The following is a 14141-nucleotide window of genomic DNA, read 5'->3' as shown; positions in this document are numbered from 1 at the left end:
GCGCCTTGGTTCCTTATACGCCGAGAGATTTCAGTTTGCGATGCAGCGCCGACCGTTCCATGCCGACAAATTCCGCCGTGCGCGAAATATTGCCACCGAAGCGGTTGATCTGAGCCATCAGATAGTCCCGTTCGAACATTTCACGCGCTTCACGCAGCGGAAGGGTCATGATGTGCTGATCGCCCTGCGCCGAAATCTTTGGCAGCATGTCGCCAATATCCGAAGGCAGCATGTCGGCGGAGATCGGCGCTTCGCCACCTTCCGGACGGGCGAGAATCATCAGCCGCTCGATATTGTTGCGCAGCTGGCGGATATTGCCCGGCCAGTCATGCGTCTGGAGAACGGCCATGGCGTCGTCGCCGATCTTGCGCGGGCGGATGCCGGCCTGTTCGGAAATCTGCCGCATGAACATGTCGACGAGGAAAGGAATATCCTCGCGCCGTTCGGAGAGCGCCGGCACCTTCACCGGCACGACGGCGAGACGATGGTAGAGATCCTCTCGGAACTGGCCTTCAGCGATCAAGCTTTCTAGGTGATGGGCGGTGGAGGAAATGATCCGCACATCCACCTTTACCCGCTTGCCGCCGCCGACACGTTCGAACTGCTGATCGACCAGCACGCGCAGGATCTTGTTCTGGGTCTCGCGCGGCATTTCGCCGACTTCGTCGAGATAAAGAACGCCGCGATGGGCTTCTTCCAAGGCCCCCACCTTGCGTGGCTGCCCGGGCAGGCCTTCCGTGCCGAACAGCGCAATTTCCATGCGGTCGGGCGTAATCGTCGCGGCATTCAGCGCCACGAAAGGTCCGGTAGCGCGCGAAGATTTCTTATGCACCATACGTGCCACCAGTTCCTTGCCGGAACCGGAGGGGCCGAGGATCATGATGCGGCTATTGGTGGGGGCGACCCGGTCGATGGTCTGGCGAAGCTGCGACACCGCAAGCGACGCGCCGACGAGTTCGACCGCATCGCCACTGCGTTTCTTGAGTTCCTGCACCTCGCGCTTCAGCTTGGAGTTTTCCAGCGCCCGCTCGGCAATCAGGATCAGGCGATCGGCCTTGAACGGCTTTTCGATGAAATCGAAAGCCCCGCGCTTGATGGCGTTGACAGCGGTTTCAATATTGCCGTGACCGGAAATCATGACGACCGGAATATCGGGATGGCGGCTCTTGATTTCGTCCAGCAGCGCCAGACCGTCGAGCTTAGACCCCTGCATCCAGATATCGAGAAAGATCAGGCGCGGCACACGCTCGGAAATGGCGGCCAGCGCGCTGTCGCTGTCGAAGGCCATACGCGTCTCGTGGCCCTCATCGGAAAGAATGCCCGCTACGATTTCGCGAATGTCCGCCTCGTCATCCACGACCAAAATATCAGACGCCATATGCTGCTTCCTTGTTATTTTCGCCGCCGACCGCCTCGATATAGGGCAGCAGCACTCGGATCATGGCGCCATGGCCATGGTCGAATTCGGCAGGGGCATCGTGGAGTTCCAGATACCCGCCATGTTCTTCGATGATCTTCTTGACGATGGCCAGACCAAGGCCCGTGCCCTTGTCCCGCATCGTCATATAGGGTTCGAGAATGCGGTGACGGTTCTCGACGGGAAGGCCGCGGCCATTGTCGATGATGTCAGCCACGAAACGCGAATTGGCCTCGTCGAAAGAGGCGCGCACCAGGATTTTACCCGGCCGCTTTTCGCCTTCCACCGCGTCGATCGCTTCCGTCGCATTCTTGATGAGATTGCCGAAGGCCTGTCCCAGCATGCGGGCATCGAACATACCCTCCAGCGGGATATCGCCAAACTCCGTTGAGAATTTCGTGTCGGCGGCACTGATTTCGCGAAGGAAGGCAGCGTCCTTGAGGATCGCCCGCAGGTCCGACTTTTCCTTCGTCGGCTTTGGCATACGCGCAAAGGCCGAGAATTCATCCACCATCCGGCCGATATCACCGACCTGCCGGACAATAGTGTCCGTACACTGATCGAAGATGGCGCGATCGTTTTCGTCGATCTGCTTGCCGAAACGACGCTTGATGCGCTCTGCGGAAAGCTGGATCGGTGTCAGCGGGTTCTTGATTTCATGCGCAATACGCCGTGCCACATCCGACCATGCGGTGGAACGCTGGGCTATGACGAGATCGGTAATGTCGTCGAGGGTGATGACGTAGCTGTCGCGGCCGTCGCGGGCATCCTCGCGGGTCACTTGCACATTCAGCGTCCGTTCCTTGCCCCGTCGCATGATATTGATCTGCTTGCGGAAGTTTCCGCGCGCCCAGGTGTTTGCCTCGGTCACGACCTGATCGATCTCGGGAGCGATCTCGGAAAGCTGCGCGCCGATCAACTGGTCGAAATTCAGCGCCAGGAATTCCTCGCCGGACGGGTTGACGATGGTGATCCTGCGGTTCTCGTCAATGCCGATGACCGCGGCGGTCACACCCGACAGCACGGCTTCGATGAAGCGGCGGCGGTCGTCAATATCGTCCTTGGCCTCGATGATCTGCTCCTGCTGGCTGCGCAGTTCCGAGACCATCTTGTTGAAGGTACGCGACAGGCGCCCGACGTCGCCATCGACGGCGCGAACGGGAACCAGGACATGCATGTTGCCGGTGGCGACACTGTCGGCGGCGCTGATGAGAAGACGGATCGGCCGCACAATCCGGTCAGCAACCGCGATTGCCGTCCAGATAGCGACCAGAAGCACGATCAGCGCAAAACCGAGATAGAGGATCGCAAAGGCGATCTGCAGCGGCGCGCGACCCGCCTCCATGTTCTTGTATTCCGCCCGGTTCTCTTCCATGAGCCGCATAGCGGTCATCACCTTCGGATCGACCGCACGCACGGTATAGAGGAACGTGCCGCTGATGCCTTCGAGTTTAATGATGGCACCAACGAGGTTGGTAATACCGGGCGGGATAAGGGTCGGTTGACCGGCGGCGGCTTTTTCGAGCGCGTCGTGCGGAATAGCGGGAAGCGGTTTTTCGGTCTTGATATCGGCCTGCGCAACCGCGTCGCCATCCTCCTGCACCAGAAATGCGCCGAGCAGGCCGCGGCCCTTGGCCTGACGCGTCATCAGATCGACGAAGCCGGTGCGATCAAGATAAAAAAGTGCGCGGTTGCGATCGAGGTCGGTGGCCATCGACAGGGTCTGGCCCTGAAGATAACCGGCGTTTTCCATCATATAGGCTTGAGCGATATTGCCTGACGACTCGACGATCGACTGGGTGCGGATCGAAAACCAGCGGTCGAGACCGACATTCAGCGTCAGACTGGCGAAGATGGCGACAAGGACGGCCGGCGTGATCGCGACGATGGAGAAAAGCACGACGATGCGAACATGGAGTCGTGCCGCCGCCCTGCCCTTTTTACGTGCCTTCAGCAGCCGGTTAATTTCGCGGGCAATGAGGAAGATCAGGCCGATCACTAAGATCGAATTGATCACCACCGAGGCAATGACGACATTGGTGGTCGGCGCAATCGGCGTCACGCCCATAAGCACGAAGAGGGTGATGATAGCACAGACAAGGGCAACGCCGGCGAGCACCAGCCCCGGCAGGGCAAATGACATCCTGCGATCGGCAACCACCATTCCCGCTGCCTCGTCGGCAACGTCGTGTTCGGCGGCGGGTTTCCGCATGCACTACTCCCAATCGCTGGCCAGCCAGCACCACAGTCCTGAAGTCAGGCAAGACTCGTCCCTCATCAGGCGAATCTATATCCTTCCTAGTGCTTTCCAAGCAACACAATGTGGCGAAAATGCAACGACAACTGCGGCCTTGTCAACATTCTCAGCTGGGGCGGGAACTACGATAGACGGAAACGCCGAGCTCGCGGATTTTCTTGCGCAGCGTATTGCGGTTGAGGCCAAGAAGATCGGCGGCCTTGATCTGGTTACCGCGGGTTGCCGTCAGAGCCGCGAGAATCAGCGGATATTCGAGTTCGCGCAGTACGCGATCATAAAGGCCGGGCGGCGGCAGGCCATCGCCGAAGCTGGAGAAATAATCCCGCATGTTCTCCTCGACCGCCTGCGAAATGGTGAGCGAACCGGTGCGAACCGCCATCTTGTCCAACGGGCTATCGGGAACATCCGACTGCAATTCCTGCTCGATGATCTCGCGGGTAATGACTTCCTGCGGATAAAGCGCCATCAGGCGGCGGATCAGGTTTTCCAGCTCGCGCACGTTGCCCGGCCAGGCATAGGCCTTCATGACTTCCAGCGCCTCGGTCTCGAAACGCTTGCCCTCCAGCCCTTCTTTCTCACCCGTCTGGATGAAATGGCGGACGAGATCAGGAATATCCTCGGCACGATCGCGCAGCGGCGGCAGGCGCAGCGGCACAACGTTGAGGCGATAATAGAGGTCTTCGCGGAAGAGACCCTGATTGATCGATTGCTTCAGGTCCTTGTTGGTGGCGGCGACGATGCGGACATCAGTCCTGATCGGCGTGCGGCCGCCCACCGTGGTATATTCGCCCTGCTGCAACACGCGCAGCAGACGCGTCTGGGCATCCATCGGCATATCGCCGATTTCATCCAGGAACAGCGTGCCGCCCTCGGCCTGTTCGAAACGGCCGGTGGAGCGGTTCTGTGCGCCGGTGAAGGCGCCCTTCTCATGGCCGAACAGTTCCGATTCGATGAGATCGCGCGGGATGGCCGCCATGTTGATGGCAACGAAGGGACCGTTACGGCGCTTGCCGTAATCATGCAGCGCGCGCGCCACCAGCTCCTTGCCGGTGCCGGATTCACCCGTGATCATCAGCGTCAGATCGGTCTGCATCAGCCGGGCGAGAACACGGTAGATTTCCTGCATCGCCGCCGAGCGGCCGACGAGCGGCATGCCGTCCTGCATGTCGTCATCGAGTTTGGCCGGCTTGCGCTTCGGCTCGGAGAGCGCGCGGCCGATGATAGCGATCAGTTCCGTTAGGTCGAAGGGCTTGGGCAGATAATCATAAGCGCCCTTTTCCGAAGCCTTGATGGCGGTCATGAAGGTGTTCTGCGCGCTCATGACGAGAACCGGCAGGTCCGGTCGGGCTTTTTTGATGCGCGGCAGAAGGTCGAACGCGTTTTCATCCGGCATCACGACATCGGTCACGACGAGATCGCCCTCACCCGCCGACACCCAGCGCCAGAGCGTTGCGGCATTGGAGGTGATGCGCACGTCATAACCGGCACGGCTGAGCGCCTGGTTCAGTACCGTGCGGATTGCGGCATCATCATCGGCGACGAGGATCGTAGCTGTCATCTGTCATTTCCTGTCGTGTTCGGCAAAGAGCTGTCGTCAAGCGCCACTTCCGGCGAGACGGGCATCAATACGCGGAAAGTCGTGCGGTGGTTCTGGCTGTCGCATTCGACAATGCCGCCATGGGCGCCGATGAGCTTGGCGACAAGCGCCAGCCCGAGACCCGAACCATTCGTCTTGGTGGTAATGAAGGGATCGAAGAGATGCGGCAGCAGATCGGCGGGAACTCCCGGTCCATTATCATGCACGCAGAATTCAAGCGGCAGCGAGATGCGCTCGCGGCTGCCGGCAACCGAAAGCCGTATACCGGGGCGATAGGCGGTCGTCAGCACAACCTCACCATCCGGCTGATTGGCAACTGCCTCGGCTGCATTCTTCACCAGATTGAGGAAGACCTGCACCAGTTGATCGCGATTGGCATAGACCGCCGGCAGCGAGGGATCATAATTCTCCGATATCTTGATGTTGCGGGCAAAACCAGCCTTGGCAATCGCCTTCACGTGATCAAGCACGGAGTGGATATTGACCGGTACGCGGTCGACCGGCCGCTCGTCGGAAAAGATTTCCATACGATCGACCAATGATACGATGCGGTCAGTCTCGTCGCAGATCAGCCGGGTAAGGGCGCGGTCCTCATCAGGCACCGACATTTCCAACAGCTGGGCTGCGCCACGAATACCTGACAGCGGATTTTTGATCTCATGCGCCAGCATCGAAGCAAGGCCGGTGACCGAGCGGGCGGCGGCGCGATGGGTCAGTTGACGGTCGATCTTGTCGGCCATCGACCGTTCCTGGAAGACGACGACAACCGACCCCGGTTCGCTGACGACGGGCGCGACATAAAGGTCGACCAGCTTGTCCTGACCGAGGCGCGGCGAACTCAGATCAACGCGATATTCGTTGACCGGCGCGCGGCGTTCGCGCACCTGATCGATCAGCGCCAGAAGCGGGCTGCCGAAGGGGATGAAGGTGGAGACGCGGTAGCGCGCAAGATGGGAGGCGCTCGCCCCGAAAAAGGCTTCGGCTTCCCAATTGGCGAATGAAATGAAACCTTCCCCATCCACCAGAATGACCGGGTTCTGCACCGCGTTCAGAACCGCCATGGCGAGCGGGTTCGCATCTGCTGGGCTGTGTTTATCAGCGCTCATGCGGCCTTCCTTGCGGCTTCTTCATCCGCATTGTCGCTCAGGGCGGAGCGCAGCAGATCCGCCACCTCCCCCGTGTCACGCGATGTCATGATTCTAGCCTTTTCCGGCGTGGCGATTTGAGGAGCGGAACGGTCGAGATACCAGCCCAGATGTTTGCGGGCATGCCGCAGACCGGCTTCCCTTCCATAAAATTCCAGCATCATCTCGTAATGTTCGACGGCAATGGCGGGAATATCGGCGCGCTGCGGCGCTGGATGGCCAGCGAGTACCGCCGGCAGCCAGGGCTGACCCTGCGCGCCGCGGCCGACCATGACGGCGTCCGCGCCGGAACGGCGCAGGATTTCGCGCGCATCCTCGGACGTTTCCACATCACCATTGGCGATCAGCGGCACGGAAATCACCTCGCGCACGGCGCGGATGGCGTCCCAATCCGCCCGTCCCTCATAAAACTGCATGCGGGTGCGGCCGTGAATAGTGATAAGCTGCACACCTGCCCCCTCGGCACGGCGGGCGATCTCCGGCGCGTTGATGGTGTTTTCGTCCCAGCCGAGCCGCATCTTCAGCGTTACCGGTACATCAACCGCGCTAACCGTCGCCTCGATCAACGACAGTGCATGGTCGGGATCACGCATCAAAGCCGAGCCGGAATAACCGCCCGTCACCTTCTTGGCCGGACAACCCATATTGATATCGATGATGCCGGCGCCGTTATCGGCGGCGATCTTCGCGGCCTCAGCCATGAAATGCGCCTCGCGCCCGGCAAGCTGCACCATATGCGGAACCATGCCGGCATTTTTCAGCCGTGCCCAGGATTCGCCCCTGTTCGCGACGAGTTCGCGGCTGGCGACCATTTCCGTCACGACCAGACCTGCGCCGTAACACCAGGCCAATTGCCGGAACGGCAGATCCGTCACGCCTGACATGGGCGCCAGCACCGCACGATTACGGATCGTGACTGAGCCGATGCTGAACGGTTCTGACAACTCCGGAAGAGGCAAATGATGATCTTTCATGCAGAAGGGTTATTTGCATTATTTTTAGACAGTGTTTGTGCGGTTGCCAAGCACTTTTAGAGGGTTGCACCTTTTATTTGCTGGGCGGCTGCCTGCCTGTTTTGCTGTCGGCAGCAATTTGTGCAGGTTCAAAGGCGCGATGACGATCGATCCTGCGACATGCAGGGGCGAATGCGCGTCTTATCGGGCTGGCCATCCGGGTTTTGAAACGCTAGAGCAGGACTGTCAACCGCTAAGGGTTGCACACAAAGCATATGACCAATGCAGGAAAGTACTATGAAATTCGGCATCGTCATCGTCGCCGCTGGACGCGGTGAAAGAGCAGGCTCACCCGAGGAAGGGCCCAAGCAATATCGCCCGATCGGCGGCAGGGCCGTGATCGAGCACACATTGGCGACCTTCCTGCGCTGGAACGACGCCTGCCCGATCGTGGTCGTCAACCATGCCGACGATGCGACCCTGCTGTCACCGATCCTTGCGCGGCTTGATGCCGGCGAGCGGATCACCACAGTCACGGGCGGCGCCACACGTCAGCAATCGGTACTGGCCGGGCTTGAGGCACTCTCGTCGCACCGCCTTACCCATGTGATGATACACGATGCCGTACGGCCTTTCGTCGCCGCGGACATGCTGGAGCGTATCGTGGCGCTGCATCGGGCGGGTGCGGGTGGCGTTCTGCCTGCCCTGCCCGTCACCGATACGCTGAAGCGCGGCCTGGATGATCGCGTTGTGGAGACGATTTCCCGGCAGGGACTTTATGCGGCGCAGACACCGCAAAGTTTCAGCTACAGCAACATTCTCGACGCGCATCGTGCCGCCGCTGCGTCCGGCAAAACCGATTTCACCGATGACGCGTCGATTGCCGAATGGGCGGGACTGACGGTGACGCTGACCGAAGGTTCGGTCGATAATGTGAAACTCACTCTCAAGCGGGATATCGCCATGGCTGATGAAAAGCTCTCCCACGCCTTGCCCGATGTGCGCACCGGCAATGGTTACGACGTGCACCAGCTGGAGGCCGGCGACGGCGTGACGCTCTGCGGCATCTTCATCGAGCACGATCAGCGACTGAAAGGCCATTCCGATGCCGATGTGGCGCTGCATGCGCTGACGGACGCCCTGCTCGCCACCTGCGGTGCCGGTGATATCGGCGATCATTTCCCGCCTTCCGACCCGCAATGGAAGGGTGCGGCCTCGCGCATCTTCCTCGAACATGCGGCAAAGGTCGTGCGCGACAATGGCGGCACGATCATGAATGCCGATGTCTCGCTGATCGCCGAAGCGCCACGCATCGGCCCACATCGCCAGGCCATGCGTGAAGCACTTTCGGACATGCTCGGCATTGCGCTGGAGCGCTGCTCGGTGAAGGCGACAACCAATGAGACGATCGGTTTCGTCGGCCGCCGGGAAGGCATAGCAGCCATCGCCACCGCCACCGTCGTCTACCGAGGCAGACCGCTATGAGCCTTTTCCCCGGAGACATCGAAGAACTGGCGCGGCGAATCATCACCGATTTCAGCGGCCGTGGCTTGATGGTCTCGACGGCGGAAAGCTGCACCGGAGGGCTAATCGCCGGCGCGCTGACGGAGATTGCCGGTTCCTCCGCCGTCGTCGACCGTGGTTTCGTCACCTATACCAATGACGCCAAGAGAGACATGCTGGGGGTTGGCAGCGAAACGCTGATAACATTTGGTGCCGTCTCCCGGCAGACTGCATTGCAGATGGCGCATGGCGCCCTCTTCCGCTCGCGTGCGAATTTTGCCGTGGCGGTGACCGGCATTGCCGGCCCGGGCGGCGGCTCAGCCGAAAAACCGGTGGGGCTGGTACATCTGGCCGCCAAGGCGCGCAACGGCAACTTCCTGCATCACGAAATGCGTTACGGAGATATCGGCCGTACTGAAATCCGACTTGCGACGGTCAGGACCGCGCTTGAGATGCTGATTGCCCTCAATCAGGCCGGGTCGGTGTAAATTTTGTCGGCACGGGTTTCGAAGGCTTCCGCAAACATGCGGAAAGCCCGGTCGAACATCGAGCCCATGACAGCGCCGAGCAGACGGTTCTTGAATTCATAGTCGATGAAGAAATGAATGGCCGCGCCGCCATTTTCGGCCGCTTCAAAACGCCAGCGATTATCGAGATATTTGAACGGGCCATCGATATATTTCACATCGATGGCGCGCTCGGCAGGGTTTAACAACACCTGCGTGGTGAAGGTCTCGCGAATGGCCTTGTAGCCCACCGTCATATCCGCCACCAGCAGCACCTTGCCATCCCGTTCCTTGCGCGAGCGGACAGAGAGCGCCTCGCAAAGCGGCAGAAACTGCGGATATTTCTCCACATCGGCGACGAGGTCGTACATGCGGTCGGGCGAGTGTTTAACAAGGCGATGCGTTTCGAACTGTGGCATAAACGGCAGTTAATCCTCGACAACAAGAAGATCAAGAAGGCGACGGATCTGTTTTCGGCTTTTCAGCTGGAATATCGGCACGTTGGGGCCATGAAGCGCAAAACTCTCTTCGAAGACCGGAGTATGGCGGCGTTCGAAATTCCAGATATAACGCAGGAAATCGAGGTCTATTCTTTCCGGGCATCCTGCCGCCATTTCAGGCCGGGCCTTGCCATAACCCTTCGCGATCCGGCTGACGGCGCCCCACAGGCAAAGCCAGCGCGGCATTCGTACCCAGAGGACGATATCCGTTCTTGGCAGACGCAAATCGAAGGATGACGGATTGCTGCCATCCATTAGCCAGCGGTCTTCGGTGATGATGGCCGCGATCCTCTGACGCTGTTCTTCGCGCGGGCGCAACTGCCAGCCGGGCAACCAGAAAATGTCGCGGTCCATGGAAATATAGCGAAGCCCGAAGGCGGCTGCGAGTTTTTGCGACAGGGTTGATTTTCCACCGCCGGAGCAGCCGACGACCATGATGCGGCGTGCTGACGCTATAATCGCAGCGGCATCCTTGACGTTTTCCAGATAGTTCGGCATCGAATAAACCTCATCCTCGTCGCCGTGGATTGTCCAATAAAGTGGGCAATATTCTGCAACGGCACGACGCCACCGTCCGACGTTACGGAAATTTAACTATTGCAACCCCCTCGCAGGGATTGCTATTTATTTGCGACTAATATTACACCCATGGGATGCAACGGCGCTGGAACCTCCCATTTTCACCGCGCTTATTCATCCTTGGGTTCACACCCGATACATAACCGCTTTGAGCCACTGAGTGAGCCGATGGACGATTTTTCCAACATCATCAACCTTCTCGAATCCGCCAAGCAACTCGCATCGATGAACGAAATGCCGATGCTTGCCTATCTCATCGACGTCGCCAAATGCGAGGCGAGAGAGAACAAGCCGGTTTTGCGAAAGCGCAAACGCGGCGAATCGACCGTCAAGGAAGGCTGTTAATTGCCGTTTCCCATAACCGAGCGATAAAGCCGGCTGGCCCAATCTTCAAGACGATGTCATAATCATGCAATGAAACCGGCCGCTTTTTCGAGGCGGCCATTTCTTTGCACACTGGAAACGACAGCGTCATGACAGTCGCATCGGCAGATATCAGAACCTACCGGCAGGAAAGACCCAGGGAACGGCATGGCTTCGTGCAGATCGTTCTTCCAGTCTCCGGCCACCTGCGGATCGACGTGGCCGGACGGCAGGATGAACTCTCCACCGGGCGCGGCGTCTTCATCCATCGCGATGTGCCGCACACGCAGGAAGCGACTGACATCAACCATTCGCTGGTGGTCGATATCGATGAAAGTGTCGTTCCTGAGCAGACGCTGGAGAGATTCGCACGCGTGCCGTTTCTCGATATTGCGCCTGATACACGGCAATTGATTGCCTATATGTGCGGCCTGATCAAAATCGACGGTCGGCGCGACGATATCGCCGGTCTCTGGGCGCCGCTGCTGATGGACAGCCTAGCCACTGAAAAAACCGGTATACGCCTGCGCCTGCGCAAACTCAGTGCGGTCGTCAAGGCGGAGCCGTTCTTCCCCTGGACCATCGACATGCTGGCGGCCTGCATGTCGATCAGCGACAGCCGCCTGCATGCGCTATTTCTCGAAGAATTCGGTCTCCCGCCTCACCGTTGGCTGGCCGGGTTGCGTATGGACAAGGTCTGCACGCTGCTTAGAGAATCCAGCCTGCCGATTGCGGAAATCGCGCTCAGGGCCGGTTTTTCCGACCAGACGGCGCTGACGCGCGCACTGCGCAATGCGGTAGGGGAAACGCCGGCCGCCTATCGCCGGAACCGCGGCATTCACTAGATGTGAGCTTTCCGGGGGGTGTCCGTTTATAGCGGATTGAGATGCGTGGGGCTTTACCCCCCTCTGCCCTGCCGGGCATCTCCCCCTCAAGGGGGGAGATCGATCTGCGGCAAGGTCTCGCTCATCTCTAAGCTTGAGAATGAAGTGGAGATAGCGCCTCCTGCCGATCTCCCCCCTTGAGGGGGAGATGCCCGGCAGGGCAGAGGGGGGTAAACCACACGCACCCTCGATCAGCAAACGGACAACCCTCTAAAAACTCCAATCAGAGCGGCGAACAAATCCTCAGGAGTTTTTGTCAAGACAGCCGCAAAGGGCTGTGGCACATCGCGGACAAAGTGAATGCGGATGTGACATGACATGAACAACAGGACAGGTCTCGGGGCTTTTTACGGCATGCTGGCGGGCGCGCTCTGGGGCGGCATATTCCTCGCGCCCAAACTGGTGCCAGATTTTTCCGCGCTGCAACTATCGACGGCGCGTTATCTGACTTACGGACTGATTTCCCTCATCATCATCGGGCCGCGCCTCAAACGCGTATCGGCCCATTTCGGTGCGCGCGAATGGATTGCACTCGGCTGGCTGAGCATGATCGGTAACATCGCCTATTATGTCTTCATCTCGACAGCGGTGAAGCTGAGCGGCGTCGCCTTCACCTCGATCATCATCGGTTTCCTGCCGGTCGCCGTCACCATCATCGGCAGCCGTGATCATGGCGCGGTGTCGCTAAAGCGGCTATGGCCATCGCTCGCCTTCGGCGCAATCGGCATTATCGGTATTTCCTGGCAGTCGCTGACGGAAAACGATGCGGGGCTGGATGTCTCGCGTCTCATCGGGCTTGCCTGTGCGCTCGGGGCACTGGCCTCCTGGACGGCCTTTGCCGTCGGCAATGCTCGCTGGCTGTCGCGTCTTCACGATGTCAGCGCCGATGACTGGAATATGATGACGGGTGTGGTGACGGGCGGGCTTGCCCTGCTGCTCGCCGTTCCGGCCTTCGGCTTTGGCGGAGAAAGCCATAGTTCGAGAGACTGGCTGCATTTCGCCGCCATCGCCGCCGGGGTCGGTTTCACCGCCTCCATTCTCGGAAATGCCTTCTGGAACCGCATGAGCCGCATGCTGCCGCTCACCATGGTTGGGCAGATGATCCTGTTCGAGACGCTGTTTGCTCTGCTTTATGGTTTTCTGTGGGAAGGGCGCGGGCCGACCATTGTTGAAATCGTGGCGATCTGCTCGGTGGTGCTGAGCGTCGTGCTGTGCATGCGGGCGCATCGGCCGGAGAAGGTTGTGGTGTGATGGGGTTAGCAGGCCAGCAACAGGCGGTTGACCTATTTCACAAGCCTCACCTCCCACTCAAGTCATCCTCGAGCCTGTCCCGAGGATCCAATCACGTATCGTACAATCGATAGGTAGCAGATGCGCGGGACAAGCCCGAGCATGACGGTGGAGAGAGCGCATATCGCCCGATCCAGAAATCTATGTTGCCGAACTATCCGTCCCTTATTCCGCAGCAGCCAGCAGCTTCTTCTCGCGGGCCGCACGCAGGCGTTCGAAATCATCGCCCGCATGGTGGGAAGAACGCGTCAGCGGGCTGGAGGACACCATCAGGAAGCCCTTGGTATAGGCCACAGTCTCGTAGGACTTGAACTCTTCCGGCGTCACGAAGGCTTCGACCTTGTGGTGCTTGCGGGTCGGCTGCAGGTATTGGCCGATGGTCAGGAAATCCACGTCGGCGGTGCGCAGATCGTCCATCAATTGCAGCACTTCGTTACGCTCTTCACCCAGACCGACCATGATGCCGGACTTGGTGAACATGGTGGGGTCCAGTTCCTTGACGCGCTGCAACAGGCGCACGGAGTGGAAATAACGCGCGCCGGGACGAACCGTGAGGTAATTGCCCGGCACGGTTTCCATGTTGTGGTTGAAAACGTCAGGCTTGGCGGCGACGACACGCTCCAGCGCACCGGGCTTCTTCAGGAAGTCGGGCGTGAGGATTTCGATGGTCGTCGTCGGAGATGCGGCACGGATCGCCCAGATGACCTTTTCGAAATGTTCAGCACCGCCGTCGACGAGATCGTCGCGGTCCACCGAGGTGATGACGACGTGTGAAAGGCCCATCTGTTTGACGGCCTTGGCGACGTTCTCAGGCTCGTCCATGTCAAGCGCATTGGGCTTGCCGGTCGCGACGTTACAGAAGGCGCAGGCACGGGTGCAGATTTCACCCATGATCATAAAGGTCGCGTGTTTCTTTTCCCAGCACTCGCCGATATTCGGACAGCCGGCTTCCTCACACACCGTTACCAGCTTGTGGCTGCGCACCAGTTCGCGCGTCTCGTGATAGCCCTTGGAGGTCGGCGCCTTGACGCGGATCCATTCCGGTTTGCGCATAACCTCGGTATCGGGCCGATGCGCCTTTTCCGGATGGCGGATGCGCTTGTCGTCGGACGACCTGTCGAGAATAGTGACCATTAAAAACCTGCTT

13 protein-coding genes are annotated in these 14141 nt (G+C 59.5%); 5 read left to right on the top strand and 8 right to left on the bottom strand.

The genetic code is table 11. From position 1 onward, the window contains the following. Positions 1-13 precede the first annotated feature (13 nt). The 5 genes from NYR50_RS05395 to dusB all read right to left on the bottom strand — a co-directional run bounded on the left by NYR50_RS05395 (position 14) and on the right by dusB (position 7390). Positions 14-1378, bottom strand: a complete 1365-nt coding sequence (locus NYR50_RS05395; protein WP_174008373.1) for a sigma-54-dependent transcriptional regulator — start codon at positions 1376-1378, stop codon at positions 14-16. Further along, on the bottom strand, positions 1368-3629 hold the full coding sequence (locus NYR50_RS05390; protein ID WP_418137007.1) for an ATP-binding protein: 2262 nt from the start codon (positions 3627-3629) through the stop codon (positions 1368-1370). Before NYR50_RS05390 ends, NYR50_RS05395 begins: the two co-directional genes overlap by 11 nt. A gap of 151 nt (positions 3630-3780) precedes the next feature. Further along, positions 3781-5232, bottom strand: coding sequence for a nitrogen regulation protein NR(I) (ntrC, locus tag NYR50_RS05385; protein WP_418137006.1), 1452 nt, complete (start codon positions 5230-5232; stop codon positions 3781-3783). Then, positions 5229-6377 carry a two-component system sensor histidine kinase NtrB gene (locus NYR50_RS05380; RefSeq protein ID WP_418137005.1) on the bottom strand — a complete coding sequence of 383 codons (1149 nt, stop codon included), beginning with the start codon at positions 6375-6377 and terminating at the stop codon, positions 5229-5231. Before NYR50_RS05380 ends, ntrC begins: the two co-directional genes overlap by 4 nt. Then, entirely contained in the window at positions 6374-7390 is a 1017-nt protein-coding gene (dusB, locus tag NYR50_RS05375) for a tRNA dihydrouridine synthase DusB (protein WP_418137004.1), read from the bottom strand. The genes NYR50_RS05380 and dusB overlap by 4 nt, the downstream gene beginning before the upstream one ends. Positions 7391-7666: 276 nt before the next feature. Between dusB and NYR50_RS05370 the strand changes: the two genes are divergently transcribed. Next, a complete protein-coding gene (locus NYR50_RS05370; RefSeq protein WP_418137258.1) occupies positions 7667-8854 on the top strand; it encodes a bifunctional 2-C-methyl-D-erythritol 4-phosphate cytidylyltransferase/2-C-methyl-D-erythritol 2,4-cyclodiphosphate synthase in 1188 nt (395 codons plus the stop codon). Further along, positions 8851-9360: a CinA family protein gene (locus NYR50_RS05365; protein WP_418137003.1), complete on the top strand. Its 510-nt coding sequence runs from the start codon at positions 8851-8853 to the stop codon at positions 9358-9360. The genes NYR50_RS05370 and NYR50_RS05365 overlap by 4 nt, the downstream gene beginning before the upstream one ends. Here NYR50_RS05365 and NYR50_RS05360 read toward each other — a convergent pair. Both NYR50_RS05360 and NYR50_RS05355 read right to left on the bottom strand, forming a co-directional pair. Continuing rightward, complete coding sequence (locus tag NYR50_RS05360; RefSeq protein WP_174008367.1) at positions 9342-9797, bottom strand: type II toxin-antitoxin system RatA family toxin; 456 nt, start codon at positions 9795-9797, stop codon at positions 9342-9344. The genes NYR50_RS05365 and NYR50_RS05360 overlap by 19 nt on opposite strands. 9 nt (positions 9798-9806) lie before the next feature. Further along, positions 9807-10376 carry an AAA family ATPase gene (locus tag NYR50_RS05355; RefSeq protein WP_418137002.1) on the bottom strand — a complete coding sequence of 190 codons (570 nt, stop codon included), beginning with the start codon at positions 10374-10376 and terminating at the stop codon, positions 9807-9809. A gap of 249 nt (positions 10377-10625) precedes the next feature. Between NYR50_RS05355 and NYR50_RS05350 the strand changes: the two genes are divergently transcribed. The 3 genes from NYR50_RS05350 to NYR50_RS05340 all read left to right on the top strand — a co-directional run bounded on the left by NYR50_RS05350 (position 10626) and on the right by NYR50_RS05340 (position 12955). Next, the gene (locus NYR50_RS05350) at positions 10626-10802 is read left to right on the top strand and encodes a hypothetical protein (protein WP_006315364.1); all 177 of its coding nucleotides are present in this window, start codon (positions 10626-10628) and stop codon (positions 10800-10802) included. A 128-nt stretch (positions 10803-10930) separates the two neighbouring features. After that, positions 10931-11665: an AraC family transcriptional regulator gene (locus tag NYR50_RS05345; RefSeq protein ID WP_418137001.1), complete on the top strand. Its 735-nt coding sequence runs from the start codon at positions 10931-10933 to the stop codon at positions 11663-11665. Positions 11666-12022: 357 nt separating this feature from the next. Then, positions 12023-12955, top strand: a complete 933-nt coding sequence (locus tag NYR50_RS05340; RefSeq protein ID WP_418137000.1) for a DMT family transporter — start codon at positions 12023-12025, stop codon at positions 12953-12955. A gap of 204 nt (positions 12956-13159) precedes the next feature. Here the strand turns inward: NYR50_RS05340 and lipA are convergent, their stop codons facing one another. After that, complete coding sequence (gene lipA / locus NYR50_RS05335; protein WP_418136999.1) at positions 13160-14128, bottom strand: lipoyl synthase; 969 nt, start codon at positions 14126-14128, stop codon at positions 13160-13162. Between the last annotated feature and the right edge of the window lie 13 nt (positions 14129-14141).

This window comes from Agrobacterium sp. El2ro-1b, assembly GCF_048298475.1.
GTDB classification, from domain to species: domain Bacteria; phylum Pseudomonadota; class Alphaproteobacteria; order Rhizobiales; family Rhizobiaceae; genus Agrobacterium; species Agrobacterium fabrum.
Note: the sequence above shows the minus strand (reverse complement) of the source record. Positions and strands in the feature narration are given on the sequence as shown.